Here is a 22967-nt window from a genome sequence, read left to right on the forward strand (position 1 = left end):
CGCTGCAGCCCTCGCTAGGCGGGGCGATGGGCGCGCAGCAGCGTGTCGATCGCGGGGCGCGGCGCGCCGTCGACCGGGCGCAGCACCTGCTCGGCCTTGTCGATCCCGAGCCCCGTGCCGTCCAGGTCCTCGACGAGGTCCTCGGCGCTGTACAGCACGGTCGCGTCCTGCGGGCCGCCGGTTCCCGCGGTCAGGTTCAGCGAGTGATGGGCCACCACGAGCAGGACGCCGCCCGCGGTCAGGCTCTGGGCGGCGGTTCGCACGACGGCCCGGCGTTCTGCCGCGATCACCTGCAGGTAGCTGATCAGGACGAGGTCGACGGGCTGCCGATGCCGGTAGCGCGTCACGTCCGCGCAGATCCACTCGATCGGGTGCCCGACGGCGGTGCGCAGTTCGGCCGCGCCGCCTTTCTGCAGGCCGACCGCGGAGAAGTCGACCGCGCTGACCCGCCAGCCGAGTTCGGCCAGCCACAGTGCGTTGCGGCCCTCGCCGCAGGCCAGGTCCAGGACGGTGCCGGGGTCCAGCGCGGCGCACTCCTGCTCCACCCAGCGGTTGGGCGCGGCTCCCCAGACCAGCTCGCTCGCCGCGTACCGCTCGTCCCAGGTGTCGGCGTTCACCGCACCACCCGGCCGTAACGGTCGGCGAGCCGGGCCGCGCGTGCCTGCTCGGGCGTCTGCTGGTCGGGTATCACGACGTCGTCGACCTCTCGGTCGTCGTCGCGGTGGCTGCGGGTTTCCGCGCGGGCGACCACGAACGGGGCAGCGAGGGCGAGCAGCGCGAACAGGTACCACTGGATGATGTAGGCCACGTGCTGCGGTTCGATCGCGCCACCTGCCGGGTTGGACAGGTCGGGGGCGGGGATGGCGGTGAGGCCGGCGGTGCCGGGTTGTCCGGCGTGCAGCTCGACGTAGCCGGCGTACACGGGCGTGCCGAGCCGGACGGCCTGCAACCGCGGGTTGATCGCCTCCAACTGCTTTCCGCCCAACTGCGTGGCGCGGTCGTTTCGCGTCTCGGCGGGTTGCACGCGGGCGGTCACGCTGACCTGGCCGGTCGGCGCTGCGGGGACGGTGGGCAGGCTGCCGCTCCGGGCCGCGGTGCCGGAGATGAAGCCGCGGACGACGAGCAACGTGCCCTGCGAGGTGCGCAGCGGGGTGAGCACGAGATAGCCGGTGTCTCCGTCGACGGTGCGCTGGCGGACCAGCGCCTGCCCGGCGGGCTGGTATGTCCCGGTCGCGGTGACCGTGCGGTACTGGATCGAGTCCGCCGACGGCGTGCCCTTGCCGACGAGCGGCAGTACGTCGCCCACCGCAGTCGTGGCCGCGTGGGCGTTGTTGCGCAGCGCGTCGTTCTCGGTGACCTTGCCGGACAGCCGGGAGATCTGCCACGTCCCGGCGAGGACGCAGATCGCCGCCACGATCAGCATGAGCACCGACAACGCCGCGTAACGCGGCTCGCGCAACGTCCTCAGCACGACTCAACGGTACGGCGCGCCCGGCCGCCGCGGGCCGGTACCCTGATCCGAGCCCGCGGACCGCGGGTGACAGGGCGCTTAGCTCAGCGGGAGAGCACTCGGCTTACACCCGAGCGGTCACTGGTTCGATCCCAGTAGCGCCCACCACCTACAAATCCGGATTTCGGGGCTCTTCGGATCTCAGCGGGGTCGCTGAGTGTCGTTGGGTTGGAAGTGGGACGAAGGCGCTTCAGCTTGAGGTGTGAGCCAACAAGTTCGAAGCACCTTCGTCGTGTCCGAGCCTAGCGAGATCGTCCAGGCCTTGGTCGGGCTGAAGGATGTTCGGGTCCTGCGCTATGCCCGTCGTGGTCCCGAGGTCGAGCTAGTCATCGAGCAGGTCGTCGTCGACCCGCGCTGCCCGGCCTGCGGTGGCCCGGCGCGGGTCAAGGAGCGGCCGTTGGTCCGTTACGTCGATCTGCCGGTCTATGGCACGCCGATGCGGTTGGGGTGGCGTAAGCATCGGATGCGCTGCCCGGGCTCCGGCGTGCCCGACACGGACCTGGGTGCTCGGCGATCACCGGATCGCGGCGAAGTCCTGCACGACCGCGATCGGGTTGGACGAGACCAGCTTCGTGCGCCTGGCCCATGCCCGCACCAGCTACGCGACCACGGTCTGCGACGTGGCGCATCATCAGATCATCGACATCCAGTTCCGCAAGTTCCACAACTACCGAATCCGAGCCCTGCTCTACGCCGGCAAACCCAACTGGCGCGTCCTCGGATCCATCGTCGTACAGTGACAGCCCACCCCGCCAGAATCCGATGAGCCGATTTCGGCCGGATGTGTGACACGGGTCAGCAACATTCACAGTCAGCAGTCTTCGAGCGGGCTCTGGTGTCAGGTGGCGTTGGTGAGGCGGCTGCGTTCGGCGGCGGCGTGATACTGCGCCGGATCTCCGGGCAGGATGTCGAGGTGGACGATACGGTCGGGGTCTTCGCCGACAATGTCGATCACCAGCGCGTACGCGGGCTCCTCGTCGGCGCCGGCGACGACGATCTCGCCGGGGACGATGACCGCGGGATCGCGGGCGTCGTCGAGAAACGTCCAGACATAGCCGGTGTCATCGATCTGCTGGACGTCGCACACGATGTCGACTGCACTCATCGTTCCTCCTTCCACGCCCGATGGTAGGGGTTCTGCACCACGTCCCGCAGCGCCAATTCCAGCAATCGTTCGAGGCTGGCTTCGGGAGCACGTTCGGCCACGATCGTCTGGTGTGGCGCCGAGAAGGTCGGCAACACGAGGAAACCGCCTGCGAGCGTGTCCGACACGCTGATGCAGGCGACGAACGACCTGGTCCGGACCCGTCCCTCTCGGAGCAGGTGGTCGACGTCGTCGCCGTCTGCTGCCAGCTCGGCGCTGATGCCGCGGCAGGGCGTCCCGGCGAAGGTGAACGCCCGCGCTGTTCGCGCCGCGTCGTGCTCGATCTGGTCGAGGGTCAATGGCGAACCACGCAACAGCAGACTGCTGCCGAGCAGATCCTCGTCGCGTCGGTATGTGCTGCTCGATCGGCTTGACCGCCATGATCGCGATCGTCCCAGCACCCACCGACAGATTCGGATCCGTCCTACCAGCCGAGGACCGGGCCGGCGGCCAACACCCGGTTCGCATGAGGGAAAGTAAGGCCCACCGCCTACAGCCCCCGGATTCCGGCCGGATGTGTGACAGCTCAGGGTCGACATACAACGATTCACATGTGGCATACAATCAAGGCCATGACCGCTGACCGTGTCATGACGATCTCTCGTAACGGCCAGGTCTCCATCCCTGCCGATACGCGTGCGCGGTGGAACACCCGGCACGTGATCGTGGTCGACCTCGGCGACCGAGTCGTGCTACGTCCCGCAGCGGCGGCTCCTGTCGCGGAACTCCAAGGCAAGTACCGCGGGCGTGGGCCGTCTTCCGACGCAATGCGCCAAGAGGAGCGTCGACGGGCCCGCGTGCGTTGACCGTCTTGGACGCGTATGCGGTTCTCGCGTTCCTGCGTGACGAGCCAACTGCGGCCGAGGTCCGCCCACTACTGGAGGCCGGTGATGCGCTGCTCACCGCGGTCGGGCTAGGAGAAGTCCTCGACCACCTTGTCAGGCTCACCGGTGTCGACGAGGAAGTAGCCGTGCTCGACCTGGCCGAGTTGGGATTGATCGATGCTGTCGCTGTAGACGCTAGGACGGGCGCCGCGAGCGGACGATTGAGGGCCCGGCACTACCACCGCCTGCGATGCGCAGTGAGCATGGCCGACTGTGTCGCGGCAGAGATCGCCCGGGCCAGGAGCGACGTGCTTGCTACCTCCGATCCGCACCTGCTGGATGTATGTGCCCGCGAGTCCGTCGACGTCGTCGTCCTGCCCGGATCTGACGGGACACGGTGGACAGCCCCGACCTGAGCGGTTGGGTCGCGGTGCACCGCGACCAGTTCGGCGAAGGTGCGTTGAGTGCGTTCGAGCATCTGCTGGCGCTGTTGGGCAGTCTTGCTGGTCACGCTTGGATAGTTTGATCCAACGGAGGCTCTTGACTCCGATCTTGGCGAAGGTGCCCCGTTGCTGGTAATCCAAGACCCGTGGGTCGATCGCGCGCGCCTGCCGCCAAGAAAGCAGGTCATCGCGTGTCATCGCGCGTTGGAAACCGTCCGCGGCGAGGTCGATCAAATCGACCTCGTGCCCGCCTAGCCTCGCGCCGCGGATCGCCGCAGCGGCGACCGCCGCTGCGGCAGGAACTCGACGAGACCGGGAACACGGCTACAGCCGGACGGGCCAGCCAGCGACTACCAGGTGCCGGTTCGTAGGTGGGTGGGTAAGGCCCACCCCTGCTTGCGCCTCGGCCATTGCCGCTCGCTCACGGCGGCCAGCACCTGAGGGTCAGCGCAGCCACGAGTAAACGATCGCGTCCCATCGGTTCAGGCGTCGCGCAGCCGCAGGGCGGCGGTGGCGGCGAGCAGGGCCGCGCCGGCCCAGGCCGCCAGGACGCCGAGCCCGGCCCACGGTCCGATCGGGAGGTCGCTGACGTCGCGGGTGTGCTGGATGGCCAGTCCGGCGTCCATCGGACCGATCTGCGTCAGGTGCCGCCGCCAGGTCGGGTTGCCCACGGCGGCGGCGATGATGGGGAACAGGTAGAGCAGCGCGAGCACGATGCCGACTGCGACAGCCGAGTCGCGCACGGCCGTCGCGATCCCGAGGCTGAGCAGCGCGATCAGGACGAGGTAGAGCACCGAGCCGCCGGCGGCGCGCAGGGTCGGGCCGTCGCCGAGCGACACGAGCGCATAGCCGTGCGCGGCGGTGAAGCCGTTGCCGGGCAGCAGGAGCCGGGCGGCGAGCAGCGAGCAGAGGACGGCAGCGGTGCCGGCGGCAAGGGCAACGGCGACCACGACGGCGGCCTTGGCGGCGAGCATGCTGACGCGCCGGGGTATCGCGGTGAGCGTAGCCGCGATCATGCCGGTGCCGTACTCGGCACTGATGGCCGACACGGCGAGGATGGCGATCATGGCCTGGCCGAGGTCGATCCCGGTGAGGCCGGTCCTGGCGAGGTCCTGCTGGCCGCCGGTGCGGTACTCGGCCGCTGCGGCGGACGCGGCGCTGAGCCCGGCGGTCAGGATGATCGCGGCCAGCGCGAGCCAGGCCGCGGCCGGGGTGGTGCGCAGCTTGGTCCATTCGGCGTGCAGTGCGTGGCTGAAGTCGATCCGCGTGGCCCGACCGGTTCTCATGCGTCCCGCCGGCGCAGCAGGACCGCTGCCGCGCCCAGCGCGAGCGCGGTGTAGCCGGCCAGCACCGCGAGCCCGGCCCACGCCGGCAGCGGGTAGTAGCCGTTGCTCGGGGTGTAGTCACCGGCCACCTGCGGGTACTGGATCAGGGTTTGCTGGACGGCGAACGACGCGGCCGGGGTGAGCCGCAGCAGCCACTGGCCGGCGCCGACCGGTAGCAGCGAGGCGACGGCCAGGACGTAGGGCAGCACGATGGCCACGATGACGGCAGTGACCGCGCCGGCGCCGCGACGCACGATGACACCCATGGCGAGCGCGGCGACGGCGGCCAGGGCCAGCAGCGCGCCTGTGCCCAGAACGATCCGTAGCCACGCGGCCGTGCTGAGCGGGTAGAGGAAGTTGCCGTTGCTGTGCAGCAGGTTCCGGGCGAGCGGCACGGTGATCGCCGCGGCGACCAACCCGGTGACGAACGCGGCGGCGCCGATGACGACGGCCTTGGCGGCCAAGACGCGGTGCCGGCGCGGGCTCGCGGTCAGCGTCGTGTGGATGAGACCACGCCGGTACTCGGAGGTGACGAACAGGCCGGCCACCACGATCAGCGCGATCAGCCCGGCGAAGGTGCCGATGAGCACGCGGTCCGGGTCCAGCCCGGGGCCGGTCCCGGGCACGACCGGCCCGATGTCGCCGGAGCCGGTCACTCCGATCGCGTCACCGGACCCGCTGAAGCTGCCACGGTGGATTGCCGGGCCTTGATTGTTGCCGCCGAGCTCGGTGCCCGTCCACGCCGCGCTGGGCCAGCCGCCCTGCAGGCTGAGCCGATCGAAGCGGGCGCTCGCCTGGGTGGGGTCGCCGTGCGCGCTCTCCCCGCCGCCGATCGGGTTGCTGATTCGCACATGGTCCGGCGAGGCGGCGAACAGCCCGGCCGGGACGGTCGAGGGCAGCCCGGTGAGGCGGGCGCTGCCGACCTTGCTCCAGCGCGTGCCGTCGAGCGAGTCGTAGCCGGTCACCGTGTCGCCGTGGCGGGCCAGTCGCAGCCAGCGCGGCGAGGCCGCGGAGGGAGTGCCGGGTGTTCCCGCTGCGTCGTGCGTGTAGTCGTACTGGAACCGCACCCCGTGCGCACCGGTGATCATGATCGCCGCGTACGCCGAGCCGGGGGCCGTGCTCGCTCTGATGATCAGCCCGGCCTTCGACCACGGTTGCACACCGGGCTTGGCGTCGGCGAACGGCCGGTCCGGTGCGGCGTCGCTGGAGGCGATGAGGCCGGTGAGCGAGTCCGCCCGAACGGTGATGCTGCCGTCAGCGGTCAGCGGTCGGTTCACGAAGTAGAACTCGTCGTTCACCGGCTCACCGCCCGGGCCGGTCAACGGCGCGGGGGCGCTGCCGCACACCGGCGTGGACTGTCCCGGGCCCGGGCGGCAGACGGAGCTGTTACCGAGCGAGCTGAACACGCCTAGCGACACGATCAGCAGGGCCGCCACGACCAGGCCGATCAGCCAGCCGCGGACGGTGCGTAGCTTGGTCCACTCCGCGTGCAGCAGCTGGGCGAACCCGTCGCGGCCGGCCGGCGTGGGCGAGCGGTAGCCGGGCATCGTGGCGGCGCTCACCGGCTCGGCTCCTCTGCCGCCGTGGCTCGGAACTCGACCTGATCGCGAGTCAGCTCCATGTACGCCTCCTCCAGCGTGGCCCGATGGGCGGAGATCTCGGTGAACGGGATAGCCGCCTCGTTCAGCATCGCCACGACCTCCCCCGTGCCGAGGCCGGCTACGGTCAGCGCGTCGCGGTCGCTCATCGTCACGGTGGCGCCGGAGTGCGCGAGCACTCTCATCGCGTCTGAGCGCGCCGCCGTGCGCAGCGTGACTCGCCCCCCCGATGCGGCGGCGATCAACTCCGCCACGCCGGCATCGGCGACCAGCTGCCCCCGGCCGATCACCACCAGGTGAGTGGCGGTGTCCTGCAGTTCGCTCATCAGGTGGCTGGATACCAGCACCGCGCGCCCCTCGGCCGCCAGCGCGCGCAGGAAGCCGCGCATCCAGACGATGCCCTCCGGGTCCAGGCCGTTGAACGGCTCGTCGAGCATCAGTACCGCGGGGTCGCCGAGCAGTGCGGCCGCGAGGCCCAGCCGCTGCCGCATTCCGAGGGAGTACCCGCCGGCCTTACGCCGGGCCGCGCTCTGCAAGCCCGCTTGCTCGATCACGTCATCGACCCGCTTGGCGCCGAGGCCTTGCGAGTGGGCCAGCCACAGCAGGTGGTTGCGGCCGCTGCGACTCGGCTGCAGCGCGGCGGCGTCCAGCAGCGTCCCGAGATGGCTGAGCGGGTGGCGCAGGCTTGCGTACGGGCGCCCCCCGATCGTCGCGCTGCCCTCGTCGGCCGCGTCCAGGCCCACGATCACCCGCATGGTGGTTGACTTGCCCGCGCCGTTCGGGCCGACGAATCCGGTGACCTGCCCAGCGGTGACGGTGAATGACAACCCGTCCAGCGCTACGGTCGCGCCGAACCGCTTGCGCAGTCCGGCGACCTCGATGCTTGCGTCCATGGCGTCGACGCTAGGCAGCCGCACCCGGCAGGTCGTCACTCTCAGGAGCCATCTTCAACGTCCCTCGTAGGAGGGACGACGAGCTGGCGGGTGGGCGGCGACAATGATCAGCGTGCACCACATGAGGTCGCGGGTCGGTGGCTGGGTGGAGACCGGACGCCGGCTCGCCGCCGCCCGGTCGGCCCCGGCCGTCACGGTCCTCGTGCTCGCGCTGGCCGCGGCGAGTGAGGCGACCGGGCGTGCGCTGGTCACCGGTCTGGACGCACAGGCGACCATCGTGCTCGGCGTGCTCGCCCTGGCCGGCACGCTGCCACCGGCCGTCCTGGGCGTGACCGGGTCCGCGATCGCGGTCAGCGCGGTCAGCGTGACGTCGCTGGCGGCGTTCCACGCCCTCACCGTCGCCGGCGCGATCATGCAACTCGGGGTCCTGTTCCGGCTCGGACGCAGCGGCGAATGGCGCCACGCGGCGGGCCTGCTCGCGCCGGCGCTCGCCGTCCCGTTCCTGGCGCTCGCCCTGGCCGGCTCCCGCCCGAGCGCCTCCGAGGCCGGGATCCTGACCGTCCTGCTCGCTGCCCTGGCGCCGGCAGCCGCGTGGTCCGGCCGCGCCTACCGGGCGCGCAGCGAAGCGATCGCGCATGACGCCGCCCGGCGGGTCGTCGCCGACACCCTGCTCGAACACACCGCTCGCGGCGAGCGGGCGCGCATCGCCCGCGAGTTGCACGATGTGGTCGCGCACCACATCTCCATGATCGCGGTGCAAGCCGAGACCGCGCGGCTCACCACTGCGGGCCTGACACCTGCCGGCGCACGCAGGCTGGCCGCGATCGGCGACACCGCGCGCGCCGGGCTCTTTGAGATGCGCCGGTTACTGGGCGTGCTTCGTGACGACACCGGCGAGCCCGCCGCGCGGGCGCCGCTACCTGGTCTGGCGCAGCTTGCCGAGCTGGTCGACGAAGCCCGGGACATCGCCGGCGCGGCCACCCGCCTGATCCTGCACGGAGCTCCCGCGCCGCTGGATCCCGGTGTCGAACTCGCCGCCTACCGCATCGTCCAGGAAGCCCTCACCAATGCGCGCCGCCACGCCCCCGGAGCGGCCGTCGACGTGGAGTTGCACTTCACCGGCGACACGCTGCAGCTGCGCGTCCGCGACAACGGCCCCGGCCCACCCCTTGCGCCGCGCACCGACTCGGACCCGGCCGGACACGGCCTGCTCGGCATGCGCGAGCGCGCCATCGCGGTCGACGGCCGGCTGCAGACCGGCCCGGCCCCCGGCGGGGGCTTCCTCATCACCGCTGTGCTGCCCGCCGGGGCCGGGGCCGGCGCATGACCACGACCGCGCTCTCACCCATTCGCGTCGTCGTCGCCGACGACCACCAGGTGGTCCGCGCCGGGTTCGCCGAGCTGCTCGACACCCAGCCGGACTTCCGCGTCGTCGGCACCGCCGCCGACGGCGCCGACGCCGTGCGCACCTGCCGTGAACTGAACCCGGACGTCGTGCTGATGGACGTGCGAATGCCCGGCATGGACGGCATCGAGGCCACCCGGCAACTCACTGCCGCCGGCGACGGCCCGCGCGTGCTCATCCTCACCACCTTCGACCTGGACGAATACGTGTACGACGCACTGCGCGCCGGTGCCAGCGGCTTCCTGCTCAAGGACGCCACCGCCGAACGGCTCTTCGACGCCGTCCGGGTGATCGCCGCCGGTCAGGCGCTGCTCGCGCCGGCCGTCACCCGCCGCCTCATCACCGAGTTCGCGCACCAACGCCCCGTCGCCGACAGTCCCGCTACCGTGCTGCTCGCAGCACTGACCGCTCGCGAGACCGAGGTCCTGCGCCTGCTCGCCGAAGGCCTGACGAACCTCGAGATCGCCGAACGCCTCGTCGTCACCGAACAGACCGTCAAGACCCACGTGAGCCGCCTGCTTGCCAAACTGGGGCTGCGCGATCGCACGCAGGCCGTCATCACCGCGTACGAAACCGGGCTGGTCCGCGCACGCAACGGCCGACCGGAGAGCGGACCGAGCTGACACCGGCCGGTGTGGAAACGGCAGACCGGGCAGTATGGGGGCATGGGCCTGGCAGAGATCGCCGACCGGCTGTACGGGGTGCACCCCGGCGAGTTCACGCACAGCCGCGACGACGAGGTGCGCGCGGCCAAAGCAGCCGGTGACTCGGCGCTCGCGGCCCGGGTGAAGCTGCTGCGCCGCCCTTCGACCAGCGCGTGGCTGGTGAACACGCTGGTGCGGCAGGCCCCGGACCAGCTGGACGAACTGCTGCAGCTGGGCGAGGAGTTGCGTGCGGCCCAGCTCAACTTCGGCGGGCCGCAGCTACGCCGGCTGGTGGAACGGCGCCGGTCGGCGATCAGTGAACTGACCGTCACCGCGGTGCGGCTGTCGGTCGCCGCCGGGCATCAGGTGGGCGATCCGGCCATCCGCGAGGTCGCCGCAACGCTCGACGCCGCCGTGATCGACGAGGCTGCCGCGGAGGCGGTGCGCTCGGGACGGCTGCTGCGCCGGTTGGACGCCGCAGGGTTCGACGCGGTCGACGTGGAGGGCGCGGTGGCGGTGCCGGATGCCGACGGCGGCGCCGGGTCCAACGGACGGGCCCGGCCGGCGTTGCGCGCGGTTCGGACGCCGCCACGCGAGCTGCCCGCGCGCCCCAGCGCTCAGCAGCAGGCCGCGGACGCCGCCCGAGAGAGGGCGGCGGTCGCCGAGCGGGCGCTGGTGCGCGCCGAGGCCGCCCTCGGCTCCGCCGCCGAGGCGTTCGAGCGGGCGTGCCGTCACGTCGAACACATCGAGCAGGAACTCGCCGACGCGCGCAAGGCGCTGGCCGACTCCCGGCACGCCGCCGCGTCGGCGCGGCAGGACCGCGACGCAGCCAAGCGCGCCCGCGACTCGGCCCAGGCCGTACTGACGCGCGCCGACGCGGCGCTGGGGTCGTGACGTGCAGGAGCTGACAAGGCGGCGATTGCGCCGGGTGGGTGAGTTCGTGCTGCGCTGGGCGCTGCGGATCGCGCTGCCGTTGGCGGGGGCGTCGGCCATGCTGCACCTGTTCCCGTACCACGCGATCGCCGGCGGCGTCCGGTTCAAGGTCGCGGCGACCCTGTTCACCCGGTCCGGCATCACCGCCGACACCACCTTCGGCAGCTGGATCTTCGGCAACGTCGACGGGTTGCCGATCGGGATCCACCTGAGCCCGCAGAACGTGGACGTGGTGAAGATGGCGTCGGCCGCCACCGCGGACCCGCAGGCCTACGTCGACTCGCTGCGCGAGGACTTCTCCGCGCAGGTGCCGAAGATCGTGGCCTGGTTGGCGGGTGAGGCGCTGCTCGGGGTGTTGCTCGGCCTGCTGGTGTCCGCGGCAGTGAACCTGGCGGTGCGGCAACTGCGTGGCCTGCCGCGGCGTGAACGCGAACTGCGGCTGCGCGGACGCCAACTGGCAGCGTCGTTCGCGGTCCTCGTCGTGGTAGCCGCGTACGGCGCCGCGAGCTACAACCCGGACTGGACGAAACAGTCGCGGCTGACAGGCACGCTCGGGGCGCTGCAGCTGTTCCCGGGCCAGTTGCGCGCGTACTACCAGCAGCGCGCGACCGCGTTCGACGTCGTCAGCGGCATCGCCAGCATCCAGGCGCAGTTGCAGCAGCGCATCGAGCAGAAGTCCACGCCGCCGACCTCGTTCAACATCATGTACATCTCCGACATGCACCTGGCCGGTACCTATCCGCTGGTGCAGCAGTACGCGCAGAACTTCGACGTCTCGCTGATCATCAACACCGGCGACGAGTCGCAGTTCGGGACGGCGGCGGAGTTGTCACCCGGGTACGTCGCGCAGATCACGTCGCTGACCAAGGTGGCGCCGATGATCTGGCTGGCAGGCAACCACGACTCGCCGACGACGGCTCAGATCATGGCGAAGATCCCGGGGGTCACGGTGCTCGGTGGCAAGACCACGGACGCCTCCGGCGGGTTCGCCGTCACCGCCCAGCAACTTCAGGCGTTCGGGCTGCACATCGCAGCCATCCCCGACCCGAGGGTGTACGGCGCGGCCGGTGTCTACGGCGCGGACGACGACAAGCTCACCGACCCGCTGGAGCGGGGCGCGATGGACCACGCGCTGCAGAAGGTGTCCGAGGACGACCGGTTCGACATCTTCGCCACGCACGAACCGGTCGCGGCCGACGAGATCGCCAAGGTGCTGGACGGACGGGTGCGTCAGACGAACAGCGGCCACACCCACAAGCAGAACGCCGACAGCGAGGTGCAGGGCGGCAAGACGATCAAGCTGGTCGAGGGTTCGACCGGCGCGGGCGGGTTGAAGGAGGTCGGGCTCGAGGTCAAGCCGTCGCCGGTCGCGTTCAGCATCGAGTCGGTCGCGCAGGACTGCCAGTTCACCAAGGTGGTGCGCTTCCAGGTGAACGGGGCCGCGCCGACGAGCACGGACCTCAGCACGGCCGACGCGCAGAACGTCACGGCGTCGACGCTGTATCTCAAGCCGCAGGACGTGGCCGACGGTCGCACCTGCTCGACTACTCAGGGCATCAGCACGGCGGCGCAGCTCAGCTGACCGGTCCGGCCGGCGGCTCGTCCTCGTGCGGCTCGGCCCGGCGGGCCCGGCGGCGCTGTTCCTCGGCGCGGGCGCGCAGGCCGGCGAGGAACTCCTCGTCGTCGTCCGGGTTGGTCGCGACCGGGCGGCGGTCGGCCGGGCGGCGCGCGGCGGGCGCGCGCTTCGATCCGGCGGCCGCGGCGTCCCACGGGCGGCCGGCGAACAGCCAGACGATCGAACCGACGAAGGTGAGCAGCAGGACGATCAGCACCCACACGACCTTGGGCAGGTTGCGGCAGCGGTCCTCGGGGGTGGTGATGACGTCGATGATGCAGAAGATCCAGAGGCCGAGCAGGGCTAGGCCGAACACTCCGTCGAACATCAGCATGTCGTGGCCTCCTGCCGTTGACGTCCAGTATGCGCGGTAGGTTCGCGACGTGCCGACGTTAGCCGACATCATCACCGTGCTGGACGGCTGGTTCGACCCGGTTTGGGCCGAGTCGTGGGACGCGGTGGGCCTGGTGTGCGGAGATCCGGTGGAGCCGGTCGAGCGGATGGTGCTCGCCGTCGACGCGGTGCCGGCCACCGTTGCCGAGACGCTCGCGACCCGCTCGCAACTGCTCTTCACGCATCACCCGTTGCTGTTGTCCGGCGTGCACGGTGTGCCGGCGGACGATCCGAAGGGCGCTCTCGTGCATCGCCTGGTCACCGGCGCGGCCGCGTTGTTCGTGGCCCACACCAACGCCGATGTCGCCGAGCCCGGCGTCTCGGACGCCTTGGCCGGTCGGCTCGGCCTGACCGGGTTGCGGCCGCTGCAGGCGTTGCCCGGCGAGCCGCTCGACAAGCTCGTGGTGTTCGTCCCGCGGGTCGATGCGCAGCGGCTGATCGACGCGCTGGCCGGCGCCGGCGCGGGGGCGCTCGGTGACTACGACCGGTGCGCGTGGACCACGGAGGGCACCGGGACGTTCCGTCCGCTGACCGGTGCGACGCCGGCGATCGGAAAGGTCGGTCGGGTCGAGCAGGTCGCCGAAACGCGGGTCGAGATGGTGGTGCCGCCGTCCCGGCGCGCCGCCGTGCTGGCCGCCCTGCGGGCAGCGCATCCGTACGAGGAGCCGGCCTTCGACCTGCTCGCGGGTGTGCCGTTGCCGAGTGGCCGCGGGACGGGCCGGATCGGCGAACTCGCCGAGCCGATGACGTTGCGCGGGTTCACCGCGCGAGCGGCGGCGCAACTGCCCGGCACCACGTGGGGTGTCCGCGCGGCCGGGGATCCCGATCGGCAGGTGCGCACTGTCGCCGTCTGTGGCGGGTCCGGCGGGTCGCTGGCCGAGCGGGCGCGCCGGGCGGGCGCGGACGTCTACCTGACCGCCGACCTGAAGCACCATGCCGCCGTCGAAGCGGTGACCGAGCGCGGCGCCGGCGCGATGGCGCTGGTGGACGTGGCGCACTGGGCGAGCGAGGCGCCGTGGCTGGATGAGGTGGCGGATCGTCTGCGCAGCCAGTTCGGCACTACGGTGGAGGTGCGAGTCTCCCGTCGCGTCACCGATCCGTGGACGCTGCACACCCCGTCACCCGAAACGAGTCCGAAGCGCACGTGAACGCAGACCACGCCGTCCAGCTCCGCCTGCTCGATCTGCAGGCCGCTGACACCGTCCTCGCCCAGCTCGCGCACCGGCGCACCAACCTGCCCGAACTCGCCGCGATCGCCGAACGCGGCAAGCACGGTGTCGACCTGCATAACGACGCCATCGACGCTGAGACGCGACTGGCCGACATCGCCGAGGATCAGCGGCGGCTGGAGAACGAGGTCGACACCGTCCGGTCCCGGCAGGCACGCGATGAGCAACGCCTGCAGTCCGGTGGGCTGCCGGCCAAGGAGCTGGAGGGCTTGCAGCACGAGCTGGTCAGCCTGAAGCGGCGGCAGGCGACGCTCGAGGACGAGCTGCTCGAGATCATGGAGGTGCGCGAGGATGCGGACAGCTCCGTCGCCGAGATCGGCGCGAAACGTGCGGCGCTCGCGGCCGAGCTGGCCGAGCTCGAAGCGGCGCGGGACGCCGCGTTCGAGGAGATCGACGCGGCTGTCGCGTTGCGCCGCGCCGAGCGTGACTCGATCGTCGCGGAGATCCCGGCCGATCTGCTGGCTCTCTACGAGCGGGCCCGCGAGCACGGCGGCGGTGTCGGCGCCGCGATGTTGCGGCACCGACGTTGCGAGGGTTGCCACATCGAATTGTCCGGTAGCGAACTGACCGCGGTGCGCTCCGCCGCACCGGATGCCGTGGTGCGGTGCGAGGAGTGCCGCCGGATCCTGGTGCGCACGGCCGAATCCGGCCTGTGAGCCGGTGCGGCGGTCGTCAGAACGGCGGCGGCTCGTCGTCGAGGTCCGGGCCGGCAGGGGTGGCGGGTGCCGTCGGGGGCAGCAAAGGCGAACCCACCGGCACTGAGTCGCTCCGCTGCCTCACACGCCCACGAGGCGCACGCCGAGCCAGAGCCCGGCTGTCGCGACGGCGACGATCAGCGGCACGCTAAGCAGCCCGAAGGCGTGGAACTCGCGCACCCGCGGCCGTTCCTCCGCAGGCAGCATCCGCCGCCACAGCAGTGTCGCGAGTGAGCCGCCGAAGGTCGCGTTCGGCCCGACGTTCACGCCGACCAGCATCGCGAGTACCGCCGCCGGGTTTGCCGCAACCAGCGGCAGCAGCACGAGCGTGGCCGGCAGGTTGTTCACGACGTTCGCCAGCAGCGCGGCCAGGAACGCGATGCCGAGCAGTGCGGCGAGGGAACTGCCCGACGGGACCAGTTGTGCCAGCGCCGACCCGAGGCCGTGCCGCGCGACGGCGTCGACCACGACCGCGAGCGCGAGCACGAACGCGCAGAAGCCGAGACTGGCCTCGTCCAGCAGACGTCGCGGCGAGATGTCGCGCCGGGCGAACCGTGGTGCGAGCAGCAGGAGGCATCCGGCGCCGGCCGCCCACGCGACCGGAACGTCGAGCGAGGACAGCAGCACGAACCCGCACACGGTGACGACGAGCACGGCCAGCGCGTAGCGCGGCGCCGCCGGCTGCGCGAGTTCCGGTGCCTCGCCGGCATTGGGCAGGTCGCGCCGGAAGTACGTGCGCACCCCCAGCCATTCGCCGGAGCAAGCGAGCAGCCACGGCAGCAGCATCAGGGCGGCGAAGCGCCCGAAGGACAGATCGGTGGTGGAGAACGCGAGCAGGTTGGTGAGGTTGGAGACCGGCAGCAGTAGTGAGCCGCTGTTGGCCAGTCGTACGCACGCATATGCATAGGGGCGAACCGCGACTGCTGATCGTCGCGTCACCGCCAGCACGACCGGCGTCAACAGCACGACTGTCGCATCCAGCGTGAGCACTGCCGTCACGGCGGCGGCGAGCACCACGACCAGCACCAGCAGGCGTCGTGGTCGCGTGCGGGCGGCGCGGGCGGCGCTCGCGCCGAGATAGGCGAACACGCCCGCCTCGTCGCACAGATGCCCGAAGACGAGCACCCCGGCGAGGAAGCCCACCGTCGGTGCCAGTTCGCGCAGCGTGCGTCCGGCCGCGTCTGCCGGAACGATTCCGAGCAGGACGACCAGTCCGGCAGCCGGTACTGCGACGACGGCCTCGCTGACCCCACGAGGCCGAAACACCGCCACCGCGAGACTGAATGCGAGTAGTGCGACGGCAACGACTTCTGCGGGGGCGCCGTGCACCTGGGCAGGCTACCCGGGCCGGCCGGACCCTCACGTCGCGTAGCATGTGCGTCGCGACGGACGAGTCGACCGGGCGACCGCGTCGGGGTTCTCACCAGAACTCCGCCGAGGAAAGTCCGGGCTCCACAGGGCAGGGTGGTTGCTAACGGCAACCCGGGGTGACCCGCGGGACAGTGCCACAGAAAACAGACCGCCAGCGGGTCCGCCCGCTGGTAAGGGTGAAACGGCGGTGTAAGAGACCACCAGCGGTGCGAGTGATCGTGCCGGCTAGGTAAACCCCACCCGGAGCAAGGTCAAAAGGCCCGGCCGGGAAACCGGTCGGGCTGCGCAGGCGTTCGAGGGCGGCCCGCCCGAGCCTGCGGGTAGACCGCTGGAGCCTGCCGGCAACGGTAGGCCGAGATGGATGGTCGCCTCGGCGCGCGAGCGCCGGACAGGACCCGGCTTACAGGTTGACTCGTCCGTCGCCTCGCGCTGTCAGGGAGTGCCCGTCGGGGCGGGTGATGACGCTTCGGTGGGCGACGGCGTCGGCGGCACCGAGGTGTTCGTCGCGGTCGCCGGGCCCGAGGACGCCGGGGACCCAGAGGTCGTGCTCGACGGCGCAGGCGGTGCGGTCGGCCTGCTGGGCGCAGCCGACGTGGGGTGGCGCGTCGGCTGCTTGCTCGGCACGTGCGTGGGCGTCGATGTGGGAGCCGGCCGGTTCGGCTGGTACTGACCACCGGTGCCGGTCTCGGGTGCCGGCGCGGGACGAACCGCGAAGTAGAGGACGAGCACCCCGACGAACAGCGCGCAGAGAATCACCGTCGAGCGCCGCAGGGTCCGGGCACGCAACACGAACGCGCGCGTGCGTTGCCACAGCCCGCGGGTGCGCGATGGACCGGGTGTCGCTGCCATCAGTCGCGCTCCTCGCGGTCGTCACTCGTCGGTGGGGCCGAGTCGACGGTCGTCGACACGTTCAGGCCGGTCGCGGCGAAGGCGTTGGTGATGCGCGCGCGCAGTGCGCGACCTACCTCGAACTGCCGACCGGGCAGCGTGCGCGCGATCACCCGCACGTTGAAGCTGTCGACGTCGATCGACTCGACGCCCATGACCGACGGTGCGTCCAGCAGCAGCGGACGCAACCGCTCGTCGCGGTAGGCCTGCTCACCGACCCGCTTGAGTACCTCGTTCGCGCGGTCCACGCCGACGGTGGCAGGCAACGGGACGTCGACCACCGCGCGTGCCCAGTCGCGTGACAGGTTCGTCACCTGCACGATCTGGCCGTTCGAGGTGATGATGACCTCCCCGTCGAGCGAGCGGATCTGCGTGATGCGCAGCGTGACCTCCTCGACGGTGCCGGTCACCGGGGTGCCGACACCGAGCACGTTGATGCGGATGACGTCACCGAAGCCGTACTGCCGCTCGGAGATCAGGAAGAAGCCCGCCAGGATGTCCTGCACGATGCGTTGCGCGCCGAAGCCGAGTGCAACGCCCGCCACGGTCGCCGGCGCGACGATGCCGGAGAGCGGGATTCCGAACCGCTGCACGACGAGCACCGCGGCGAGGCAGTAGATGACGACCAGGCTGACCCAGGTGATGACCTGAGCGAGCGCATGCCGATGCTTCGCCGCTTCGGAGCGGACTAGTACGTCCTCGCCGCTGTTGAGCTCGTCGATGTGGCTCGTGATCCGTGCGCCCGACCAGTTCGCGAAGCGGGTCAACAGGATCGCGCCGAGCACGATCAGGATGATCTGCAGGCCGTTGGTGCGTGCCCACAGACCGACGTCGGTGAGCGGTGTCAACGACAGATGTCGTACCGATGCGGTGGTCACTTATGCAGCCATGACGGTGTCGCGGAGAACAGATGCACGGCATCCTCTACCCCGTTCACCGCACCGCTCAAACGAGAGCGAGGGTGCAGCTCAGATGGTGCTCAACTGCGGACTGCGACACGATGGTCGCATGACCAGTCGTGAACTCGCGGGCGAGTTCTGGTTCTGCATGAAGCACCGTCGCGTCGAGAAGTTGGAAGACACCGACAGCGCGAATCGCATCGGACCGTTCCCGACCGAAGAACAAGCCGCGCACGCTCTCGAGACGATCCACGAGCGAGAAAAGGCTTATGACGCCGAGGATTCCGCGTGGGAGGACGGCGACTAGCTCGGCAACTGCACGATGCACTCGCAACTGCGCGCGTACAACGCATCGGCGTGTTGCGTTGACGCTGGTAGGTACGGCATCGTCCACTTGATCGCAACGAATACAGATTCGTTGATGGCTGCCTAGGAGGCAACGCATGACCGCACCGAGAAAGGCCGCGAAGAAGACCGCGGCCAAGAAGGCTCCGGCCAAGAAGGCCGCGGCGAAGAAGGCGCCGGCCAGGAAGGCGGCGGCCAAGAAGGCTCCGGCCAAGCGCGCTGCTGCGAAGAAGACCGCGGCGAAGAAGGCTCCGGCCAAGAAGGCTGCCGCGAAGAAGACCGCGGCCAAGAAGGCTCCGGCCAAGCGCGCTGCCGCGAAGAAGACCGCAGCCAAGAAGACCGCAGCCAAGAAGACCGCGGCGAAGAAGGCTCCGGCCAAGAAGGCTGCTGCCAAGAAGACCGCGGCCAAGAAGACCGCGGCGAAGAAGGCTCCGGCCAAGCGCGCTGCCGCGAAGAAGACCGCAGCCAAGAAGGCTCCGGCCAAGAAAGCTGCCGCGAAGCGGGCTCCCGCCAAGCGCGCACGCTGAACCATTCGACACAGCGCAACCAGCTTCGTGGGTTCGCATCGAGTCGCCGGCGCACCTGTCGACTTCGCTGCACTTCGCAGCGAGCTTCAGGTCGCCGGCGATTTCGCGCCCGAGGTGAGTGCCGAAGCCGAACGTGCCGCGACGCACCTCGACCTTCCCGATGCCGACGCCACCGACATCGCGTTCGTCACCGTCGACCCCGCCGGCAGCCGCGATCTGGACCAGGCCGTGCACATCGCCCGCAACGGCGACGGCTACCTCGTCAGCTACGCGATCGCCGATGTGGCGTCGTTCGTGTCACCCGACTCCGCGCTCGACGAGGCCACCCACCGCCGCGGGGAGACGCTCTACTTCCCCGACGCACGCGTCCCGCTGCATCCGCCGGTGCTCAGTGAAGGCGCAGCCAGCCTGTTGCCCGGCCAGGTACGCCCCGCGGTGCTGTGGCAGTTCACGCTCGATCACGCCGGCGAGGTGTCCGAGGTACAGGTACGCCGCGCGCGCGTACGCAGCACCGCGCAGCTCGACTACGACGGACTGCAGGCGGCGCTGGCCGACCGCACCGCACCTGACGCGGTGTCGCTGCTTGCCGAGGTCGGCGAACTGCGTCTGGCGCTCGCGCGGCGGCGGCACGCGATCAACTTGGATCTGCCCGAACAGGTCGTGGCCCGCGACGGTATGACTGGCTGGACGCTGAGGTTGCGCGTTCCGTTGCCGGTCGAGTCGTACAACGCAGAGATCTCGTTGCTCACCGGCATGTGCGCCGCGCGGATCATGCTCGACGGCGGCTACGGCATCCTGCGCACCGTGCCGCCGCCTGCACCCGGTGCGGTCGACGCGCTGCGAAGGGCCGCGCGTGCGCTCGGCGTGCAGTGGCCCCACGGGGCGCAGCCGGGCGACGTGCTCGCCGCCGTGGACCGGTCCAGTGGCAGACAGGTCGCCTTCATCGAGCACGCGGTCGCGTTGCTGCGCGGTGCGGGCTACACCACCGTTGACACGAGGCCTCCCGAGCAACCGCTGCACGCGGGCATCGGCGCGCCGTACGCCCATGTCACGGCACCGCTGCGCCGCCTGGTCGATCGCTACGGCAGCGAGATCTGCCTGGCGCTGCACGCCGGCGAACCGGTCCCGACCTGGGTGCGGGACCGGTTGCCGCAACTGCCCGAGGAGATGGCCGAGGCCGACCGGCGGGCGCACGAGATCGATCGAGCGGTCGTCGATGCGACCGAGGCCTGGCTACTGCGCGGACGCGTCGGCACGGTCTTCGCGGCTACCGTGATCGACGCGAACGAACACTCCGGCACGATCGTCATCGACGAACCGGCGGTGCGAGCGCCGTGCGACGGTCAGCACCTGCCCGTCGGCGAACGCGTCTCCGCACGACTCGTCGAGGCCGACGTCGTCAAGCACCGCGTCCGGTTCGAGCGGGCCTGAGCCCTACTGGTATTCGTGTTCCGCGGCGGGGTAGCTGCCTGCGCGGACCTCGTCGCCGTACCGGGTCGCGGCATCGCGCAGCACGCCGGCGACGTCGGCGAACTCCTTGACGAACTTGGCCGGCTTGCCCGCACCGCGCAGCCCGGCCATGTCCTGCCAGACGAGCACCTGCGCGTCGCACGACGGGCCGGCACCGATACCGATGGTGGGGATGTGCAGCGCCTTGGTCACCTGCGCGGCGACGTCCGACGGCACGACCTCCATGACGACCGCGAACGCGCCGGCGTGCTGCAGCGCCTTCGCGTCCTGCAACAGCCGGTGCGAGGCCTCATCGCCGCGGCCCTGAACCCGGTAGCCGCCGAACGCGTTCACCGACTGCGGGGTGAGCCCGATGTGCGCCATCACCGGAATGCCGGCGGCGACGAGCGCCTCGACCTGCGGGACCACTCGCTGGCCGCCCTCGAGCTTGACCGCCTGCGCGCCGCCGTCCTTCATGAACCGCGCCGCGCTGTCCAGCGCCTGCGCCGCAGAGCTCTGGTAGCTGCCGAACGGAAGGTCGGCGACGACGAGCGCGCGCTTGGTGCCGCGTACCACGCCCCGCACGAGCGGTAGCAGCTCCTCGACGGTCACCGGCACGGTCGTGTCGTAGCCGTAGACGACGTTCGCGGCCGAGTCGCCGACGAGCAGCACCGGGATGCCGGCCTCGTCGAACACGCGCGCGGTCGAGTAGTCGTACGCCGTGAGCATCGGCCAGCGTTCGCCGCGCTCCTTGGCCGCTTGCAGGTCGCGGATGGTGATCCGCCGGGTGGACACGCCGCCGTACAGGCTGGGCTGGGTCATGTGGTGCCTCACTTCTCTCCTCGGGGCCGGCTCTCCGGTCCCCGGGCACGTCAGGTGGACAAGGCCAATCGTGCGCTCATCCGCGACGTTTGTCTGCCCCGAGTCACGAGATGATGGTCACTGACCGCCGGTCTGCTCGTCCCGCCAGCGGTTGGTGATGGGCAGCCGCCGGTCCTTGCCGAAGGACTTGAAGCTGATCTTCGGCCCCGGCGGGTACTGCCGCCGCTTCCATTCGGCGCGGTCGACGAGCGCGGCGACCCGGACGACGAGCTCCGCGTCGAACCCTGCGGCGACGATCTCGGCGACGCCCTGATCGCCGTCCACGTAGCGTTCGAGCACCGCGTCGAGGATCGCGTAGTCCGGCAGCGAGTCGGTGTCCAGCTGTCCGGGCCGCAGTTCGGCCGACGGTGGCTTGCCGATCGAGTTCTCCGGGATCGGCGGTCGCCGGCCGGTGTCTGACGCGTGCTCGTTGCGCCAGCGAGCCAGTTCCCACACGAGGGTCTTGGGCACGTCCTTGATCGGCGCGAATCCGCCGACCGCGTCGCCGTAGATCGTCGAGTAGCCGACCGCCAGCTCACTCTTGTTCCCTGTCGCCAGAACCAGGTGCCCCTCGGCGTTGGAGATCGCCATCAGCGTGGTCCCGCGCACGCGGGCCTGCACGTTCTCCTCGGCGAGCCCGCTCAAGGCCAATGCCGACACGAACGCGTCGACCATCGGGGCGATCGGCACGACGCGATAGCTCGCGCCGAGGCGTTCGGCCAGGTCGGCAGCGTCCGTCTTGGAGTGCTCGGAGGAGTACGAACTGGGCAGCGAGACACCGTGCACGTTCTCGCCGCCTATCGCGTCGGCGGCGATGGCCGCGACGACGGCGGAGTCGATTCCGCCGGAGAGCCCGAGCGTCACCGAGCGGAAGCCGTTCTTGCGGACGTAATCACGCAGCCCGGTGACGAGGGCGCCCCAGACCTCGGCGCAGTCCGGGGTCCGCGGCGCCACCTGCGCGGCGATCGGCGTCACCGCGTCGCGAGCGGTGGGCAAGGCCGACGGGGCCTGGGTGGCGAACCGCTGCACGGTCATCGCCGCGCCGACGGACAGCGGCGGGTCGGCCGGTGCCGCGGCCAGGTCGATGTCGGCGTAGTACACGTCCTCGACGTACTGCGGCGCGCGCAGCGCCACCTCGCCGTTCGGCCGGACGAGCATCGAATCACCGTCGAACACCAGCTCGTCCTGCGCGCCGACGGTGTTCACGTACAGCACCGGCGCACCGGCCTCTGCCGCGCGCCGCTGCAGCAGCGGCAGCCGGCTGTCGTCCTTGTCGCGCTCGTACGGCGAGCCGTTGATGTTGACGACCAGCCCCACGCCCGCCGCGCCGGCCACCGCGAACGGGCCGCCGTCCTGCCAGACGTCCTCGCAGATCGTGAGCGCGATGTCCACGCCCAGGTGCCGGACCACGACGAACGTCGAGCCCGAGGTGAAGTAGCGACGCTCGTCGAAGACGCCGTAGTTCGGCAGGTGGTGCTTGAAGTACCGGGCCACGACCGTGCCGCGGTGCACGAATGCGAGCGCGTTGCGCGCGGCGCCGTCGTCGTCGAGGTAGCCGACCAGGACCGCGGTCTCGCCCAGGCCGGCCGCCTGCAGGTCGGCCGCCAGCGTCCGCAGCGCCTGCTGCGAGGCGCGCCGGAAGGACGCCCGCAGCACCAGGTCCTCGGGCGGATAGCCGGTGAGCGTCATCTCCGGGAAGGCGATCAGGTGCGCTCCTGCGGCGGCCGCCGCCTTGGTCCGTTCGAGCACCATCGCGGCGTTACCGGCGAGGTCGCCGACGGTGTAGTTGACCTGCGCCAGAGCGAGCCGTAGAGAGGGCACCTGATCAGTGTGGCGCATCGCTGTGATCACGCTGCGAACCCCTCAGGCGCTGTCGGTGGCTTAGGGCACACTGAGCCCGCGGATCCGGGTCGTGCGGCGGATCGGCAACGTTTCGGGACGGTACCGCGTCATTGTTGTGAGTCGATCGTGACGTG

At 70.8% G+C, this 22967-nt stretch carries 25 protein-coding genes, 1 tRNA gene and 1 other RNA gene; 15 read left to right on the top strand and 12 right to left on the bottom strand.

Annotation, left to right across the window (positions count from 1 at the left end; genetic code table 11):
• Positions 1-14: 14 nt before the first annotated feature.
• Positions 15-617 (bottom strand): class I SAM-dependent methyltransferase, encoded by a 603-nt coding sequence (locus tag M6B22_RS18635; RefSeq protein ID WP_269443075.1) that lies wholly within the window; start codon positions 615-617, stop codon positions 15-17.
• On the bottom strand, positions 614-1471 hold the full coding sequence (locus tag M6B22_RS18640) for an SURF1 family protein (RefSeq protein WP_269443076.1): 858 nt from the start codon (positions 1469-1471) through the stop codon (positions 614-616). The genes M6B22_RS18635 and M6B22_RS18640 overlap by 4 nt, the downstream gene beginning before the upstream one ends.
• A gap of 72 nt (positions 1472-1543) precedes the next feature.
• Here M6B22_RS18640 and M6B22_RS18645 point away from each other — a divergent pair.
• Positions 1544-1618: transfer RNA gene (locus M6B22_RS18645), tRNA-Val, on the top strand.
• Positions 1619-2013: 395 nt separating this feature from the next.
• Positions 2014-2250, top strand: coding sequence for a hypothetical protein (locus M6B22_RS18650; protein ID WP_269443077.1), 237 nt, complete (start codon positions 2014-2016; stop codon positions 2248-2250).
• Positions 2251-2348: 98 nt separating this feature from the next.
• Here M6B22_RS18650 and M6B22_RS18655 read toward each other — a convergent pair whose 3' ends face one another.
• A complete protein-coding gene (locus M6B22_RS18655) occupies positions 2349-2615 on the bottom strand; it encodes a hypothetical protein (RefSeq protein WP_269443078.1) in 267 nt (88 codons plus the stop codon).
• Positions 2612-2953 (bottom strand): hypothetical protein, encoded by a 342-nt coding sequence (locus M6B22_RS18660; protein WP_269443079.1) that lies wholly within the window; start codon positions 2951-2953, stop codon positions 2612-2614. The genes M6B22_RS18655 and M6B22_RS18660 overlap by 4 nt, the downstream gene beginning before the upstream one ends.
• 273 nt (positions 2954-3226) lie before the next feature.
• Between M6B22_RS18660 and M6B22_RS18665 the strand changes: the two genes are divergently transcribed.
• Together M6B22_RS18665 and M6B22_RS18670 are read left to right on the top strand one after the other, a co-directional pair.
• A complete protein-coding gene (locus M6B22_RS18665) occupies positions 3227-3460 on the top strand; it encodes an AbrB/MazE/SpoVT family DNA-binding domain-containing protein (RefSeq protein ID WP_269443080.1) in 234 nt (77 codons plus the stop codon).
• The gene (locus M6B22_RS18670) at positions 3457-3894 is read left to right on the top strand and encodes a PIN domain-containing protein (RefSeq protein WP_269443081.1); all 438 of its coding nucleotides are present in this window, start codon (positions 3457-3459) and stop codon (positions 3892-3894) included. The genes M6B22_RS18665 and M6B22_RS18670 overlap by 4 nt, the downstream gene beginning before the upstream one ends.
• 509 nt (positions 3895-4403) lie before the next feature.
• Here the strand turns inward: M6B22_RS18670 and M6B22_RS18675 are convergent.
• The 3 genes from M6B22_RS18675 to M6B22_RS18685 are packed head-to-tail and all read right to left on the bottom strand — an operon-like array spanning position 4404 to position 7737.
• A complete protein-coding gene (locus M6B22_RS18675) occupies positions 4404-5207 on the bottom strand; it encodes an ABC transporter permease (protein ID WP_269443082.1) in 804 nt (267 codons plus the stop codon).
• Positions 5204-6808: an ABC transporter permease subunit gene (locus tag M6B22_RS18680; protein WP_269443083.1), complete on the bottom strand. Its 1605-nt coding sequence runs from the start codon at positions 6806-6808 to the stop codon at positions 5204-5206. Before M6B22_RS18680 ends, M6B22_RS18675 begins: the two co-directional genes overlap by 4 nt.
• On the bottom strand, positions 6805-7737 hold the full coding sequence (locus M6B22_RS18685) for an ABC transporter ATP-binding protein (protein ID WP_269443084.1): 933 nt from the start codon (positions 7735-7737) through the stop codon (positions 6805-6807). The genes M6B22_RS18680 and M6B22_RS18685 overlap by 4 nt, the downstream gene beginning before the upstream one ends.
• A 121-nt stretch (positions 7738-7858) precedes the next feature.
• On the opposite strand from M6B22_RS18685, the gene M6B22_RS18690 reads away from it, so the two are divergent.
• Genes M6B22_RS18690 through M6B22_RS18705 form a run of 4 tightly spaced genes read left to right on the top strand, consistent with a single transcriptional unit; the run spans position 7859 to position 12301 of the window.
• Positions 7859-9064: a sensor histidine kinase gene (locus M6B22_RS18690; protein ID WP_269443085.1), complete on the top strand. Its 1206-nt coding sequence runs from the start codon at positions 7859-7861 to the stop codon at positions 9062-9064.
• Positions 9061-9765, top strand: a complete 705-nt coding sequence (locus M6B22_RS18695) for a response regulator (protein ID WP_269443086.1) — start codon at positions 9061-9063, stop codon at positions 9763-9765. The genes M6B22_RS18690 and M6B22_RS18695 overlap by 4 nt, the downstream gene beginning before the upstream one ends.
• A 42-nt stretch (positions 9766-9807) precedes the next feature.
• A complete protein-coding gene (locus tag M6B22_RS18700) occupies positions 9808-10680 on the top strand; it encodes a hypothetical protein (protein ID WP_269443087.1) in 873 nt (290 codons plus the stop codon).
• Between the two features lies 1 nt (position 10681).
• Positions 10682-12301, top strand: coding sequence for a metallophosphoesterase family protein (locus tag M6B22_RS18705; RefSeq protein WP_269443088.1), 1620 nt, complete (start codon positions 10682-10684; stop codon positions 12299-12301).
• Here the strand turns inward: M6B22_RS18705 and M6B22_RS18710 are convergent.
• Positions 12294-12668 carry a PLDc N-terminal domain-containing protein gene (locus tag M6B22_RS18710; RefSeq protein ID WP_269443089.1) on the bottom strand — a complete coding sequence of 125 codons (375 nt, stop codon included), beginning with the start codon at positions 12666-12668 and terminating at the stop codon, positions 12294-12296. The two genes, M6B22_RS18705 and M6B22_RS18710, sit on opposite strands and share 8 nt — an antisense overlap.
• A gap of 49 nt (positions 12669-12717) precedes the next feature.
• Here M6B22_RS18710 and M6B22_RS18715 point away from each other — a divergent pair, with 49 nt between their 5' ends.
• Complete coding sequence (locus M6B22_RS18715; RefSeq protein ID WP_269443090.1) at positions 12718-13875, top strand: Nif3-like dinuclear metal center hexameric protein; 1158 nt, start codon at positions 12718-12720, stop codon at positions 13873-13875.
• Positions 13872-14612, top strand: coding sequence for a zinc ribbon domain-containing protein (locus tag M6B22_RS18720; protein WP_269443091.1), 741 nt, complete (start codon positions 13872-13874; stop codon positions 14610-14612). Before M6B22_RS18715 ends, M6B22_RS18720 begins: the two co-directional genes overlap by 4 nt.
• A 120-nt stretch (positions 14613-14732) precedes the next feature.
• On the opposite strand, the gene M6B22_RS18725 is transcribed toward M6B22_RS18720, so the two are convergent.
• The gene (locus M6B22_RS18725) at positions 14733-15980 is read right to left on the bottom strand and encodes an SLC13 family permease (protein WP_269443092.1); all 1248 of its coding nucleotides are present in this window, start codon (positions 15978-15980) and stop codon (positions 14733-14735) included.
• Between the two features lie 61 nt (positions 15981-16041).
• Between M6B22_RS18725 and rnpB the strand changes: the two genes are divergently transcribed.
• Both rnpB and M6B22_RS18735 read left to right on the top strand, forming a co-directional pair.
• An RNA gene (gene rnpB / locus M6B22_RS18730) (RNase P RNA component class A) lies at positions 16042-16441 on the top strand.
• Between the two features lie 50 nt (positions 16442-16491).
• Positions 16492-16692 (top strand): hypothetical protein, encoded by a 201-nt coding sequence (locus M6B22_RS18735; RefSeq protein WP_269443093.1) that lies wholly within the window; start codon positions 16492-16494, stop codon positions 16690-16692.
• A gap of 178 nt (positions 16693-16870) precedes the next feature.
• Here M6B22_RS18735 and M6B22_RS18740 read toward each other — a convergent pair whose 3' ends face one another.
• Positions 16871-17788, bottom strand: a complete 918-nt coding sequence (locus M6B22_RS18740; RefSeq protein ID WP_269443094.1) for a mechanosensitive ion channel family protein — start codon at positions 17786-17788, stop codon at positions 16871-16873.
• Between the two features lie 130 nt (positions 17789-17918).
• On the opposite strand from M6B22_RS18740, the gene M6B22_RS18745 reads away from it, so the two are divergent.
• The 3 genes from M6B22_RS18745 to M6B22_RS18755 all read left to right on the top strand — a co-directional run bounded on the left by M6B22_RS18745 (position 17919) and on the right by M6B22_RS18755 (position 20112).
• The gene (locus M6B22_RS18745) at positions 17919-18116 is read left to right on the top strand and encodes a hypothetical protein (protein ID WP_269443095.1); all 198 of its coding nucleotides are present in this window, start codon (positions 17919-17921) and stop codon (positions 18114-18116) included.
• A 136-nt stretch (positions 18117-18252) separates the two neighbouring features.
• Positions 18253-18681 (top strand): histone H1-like repetitive region-containing protein, encoded by a 429-nt coding sequence (locus tag M6B22_RS18750; protein ID WP_269443096.1) that lies wholly within the window; start codon positions 18253-18255, stop codon positions 18679-18681.
• 27 nt (positions 18682-18708) lie between these two features.
• Entirely contained in the window at positions 18709-20112 is a 1404-nt protein-coding gene (locus tag M6B22_RS18755) for an RNB domain-containing ribonuclease (protein WP_269443097.1), read from the top strand.
• Between the two features lie 3 nt (positions 20113-20115).
• Here the strand turns inward: M6B22_RS18755 and panB are convergent, their stop codons facing one another.
• Both panB and M6B22_RS18765 read right to left on the bottom strand, forming a co-directional pair.
• Positions 20116-20964, bottom strand: a complete 849-nt coding sequence (gene panB, locus M6B22_RS18760; RefSeq protein ID WP_407935549.1) for a 3-methyl-2-oxobutanoate hydroxymethyltransferase — start codon at positions 20962-20964, stop codon at positions 20116-20118.
• Positions 20965-21069: 105 nt separating this feature from the next.
• Positions 21070-22812, bottom strand: a complete 1743-nt coding sequence (locus M6B22_RS18765; RefSeq protein ID WP_269443099.1) for an NAD+ synthase — start codon at positions 22810-22812, stop codon at positions 21070-21072.
• Positions 22813-22967: the final 155 nt, after the last annotated feature.

The organism is Jatrophihabitans cynanchi (assembly GCF_027247405.1).
In the GTDB taxonomy this organism is placed as follows: domain Bacteria; phylum Actinomycetota; class Actinomycetes; order Mycobacteriales; family Jatrophihabitantaceae; genus Jatrophihabitans_B; species Jatrophihabitans_B cynanchi.

Excerpts from the sequence above, each read along its gene's own strand:
- M6B22_RS18655 (WP_269443078.1), bottom strand. The coding sequence starts at position 2,615 with ATGAGTGCAGTCGACATCGTGTGCGACGTCCAGCAGATCGATGACACC.
- M6B22_RS18665 (WP_269443080.1), top strand. The coding sequence starts at position 3,227 with ATGACCGCTGACCGTGTCATGACGATCTCTCGTAACGGCCAGGTCTCC.
- M6B22_RS18675 (WP_269443082.1), bottom strand. The coding sequence starts at position 5,207 with ATGAGAACCGGTCGGGCCACGCGGATCGACTTCAGCCACGCACTGCAC.
- M6B22_RS18685 (WP_269443084.1), bottom strand. The coding sequence starts at position 7,737 with ATGGACGCAAGCATCGAGGTCGCCGGACTGCGCAAGCGGTTCGGCGCG.
- M6B22_RS18690 (WP_269443085.1), top strand. The coding sequence starts at position 7,859 with ATGAGGTCGCGGGTCGGTGGCTGGGTGGAGACCGGACGCCGGCTCGCC.
- M6B22_RS18695 (WP_269443086.1), top strand. The coding sequence starts at position 9,061 with ATGACCACGACCGCGCTCTCACCCATTCGCGTCGTCGTCGCCGACGAC.
- M6B22_RS18700 (WP_269443087.1), top strand. The coding sequence starts at position 9,808 with ATGGGCCTGGCAGAGATCGCCGACCGGCTGTACGGGGTGCACCCCGGC.
- M6B22_RS18710 (WP_269443089.1), bottom strand. The coding sequence starts at position 12,668 with ATGCTGATGTTCGACGGAGTGTTCGGCCTAGCCCTGCTCGGCCTCTGG.
- M6B22_RS18745 (WP_269443095.1), top strand. The coding sequence starts at position 17,919 with ATGACCAGTCGTGAACTCGCGGGCGAGTTCTGGTTCTGCATGAAGCAC.
- M6B22_RS18750 (WP_269443096.1), top strand. The coding sequence starts at position 18,253 with ATGACCGCACCGAGAAAGGCCGCGAAGAAGACCGCGGCCAAGAAGGCT.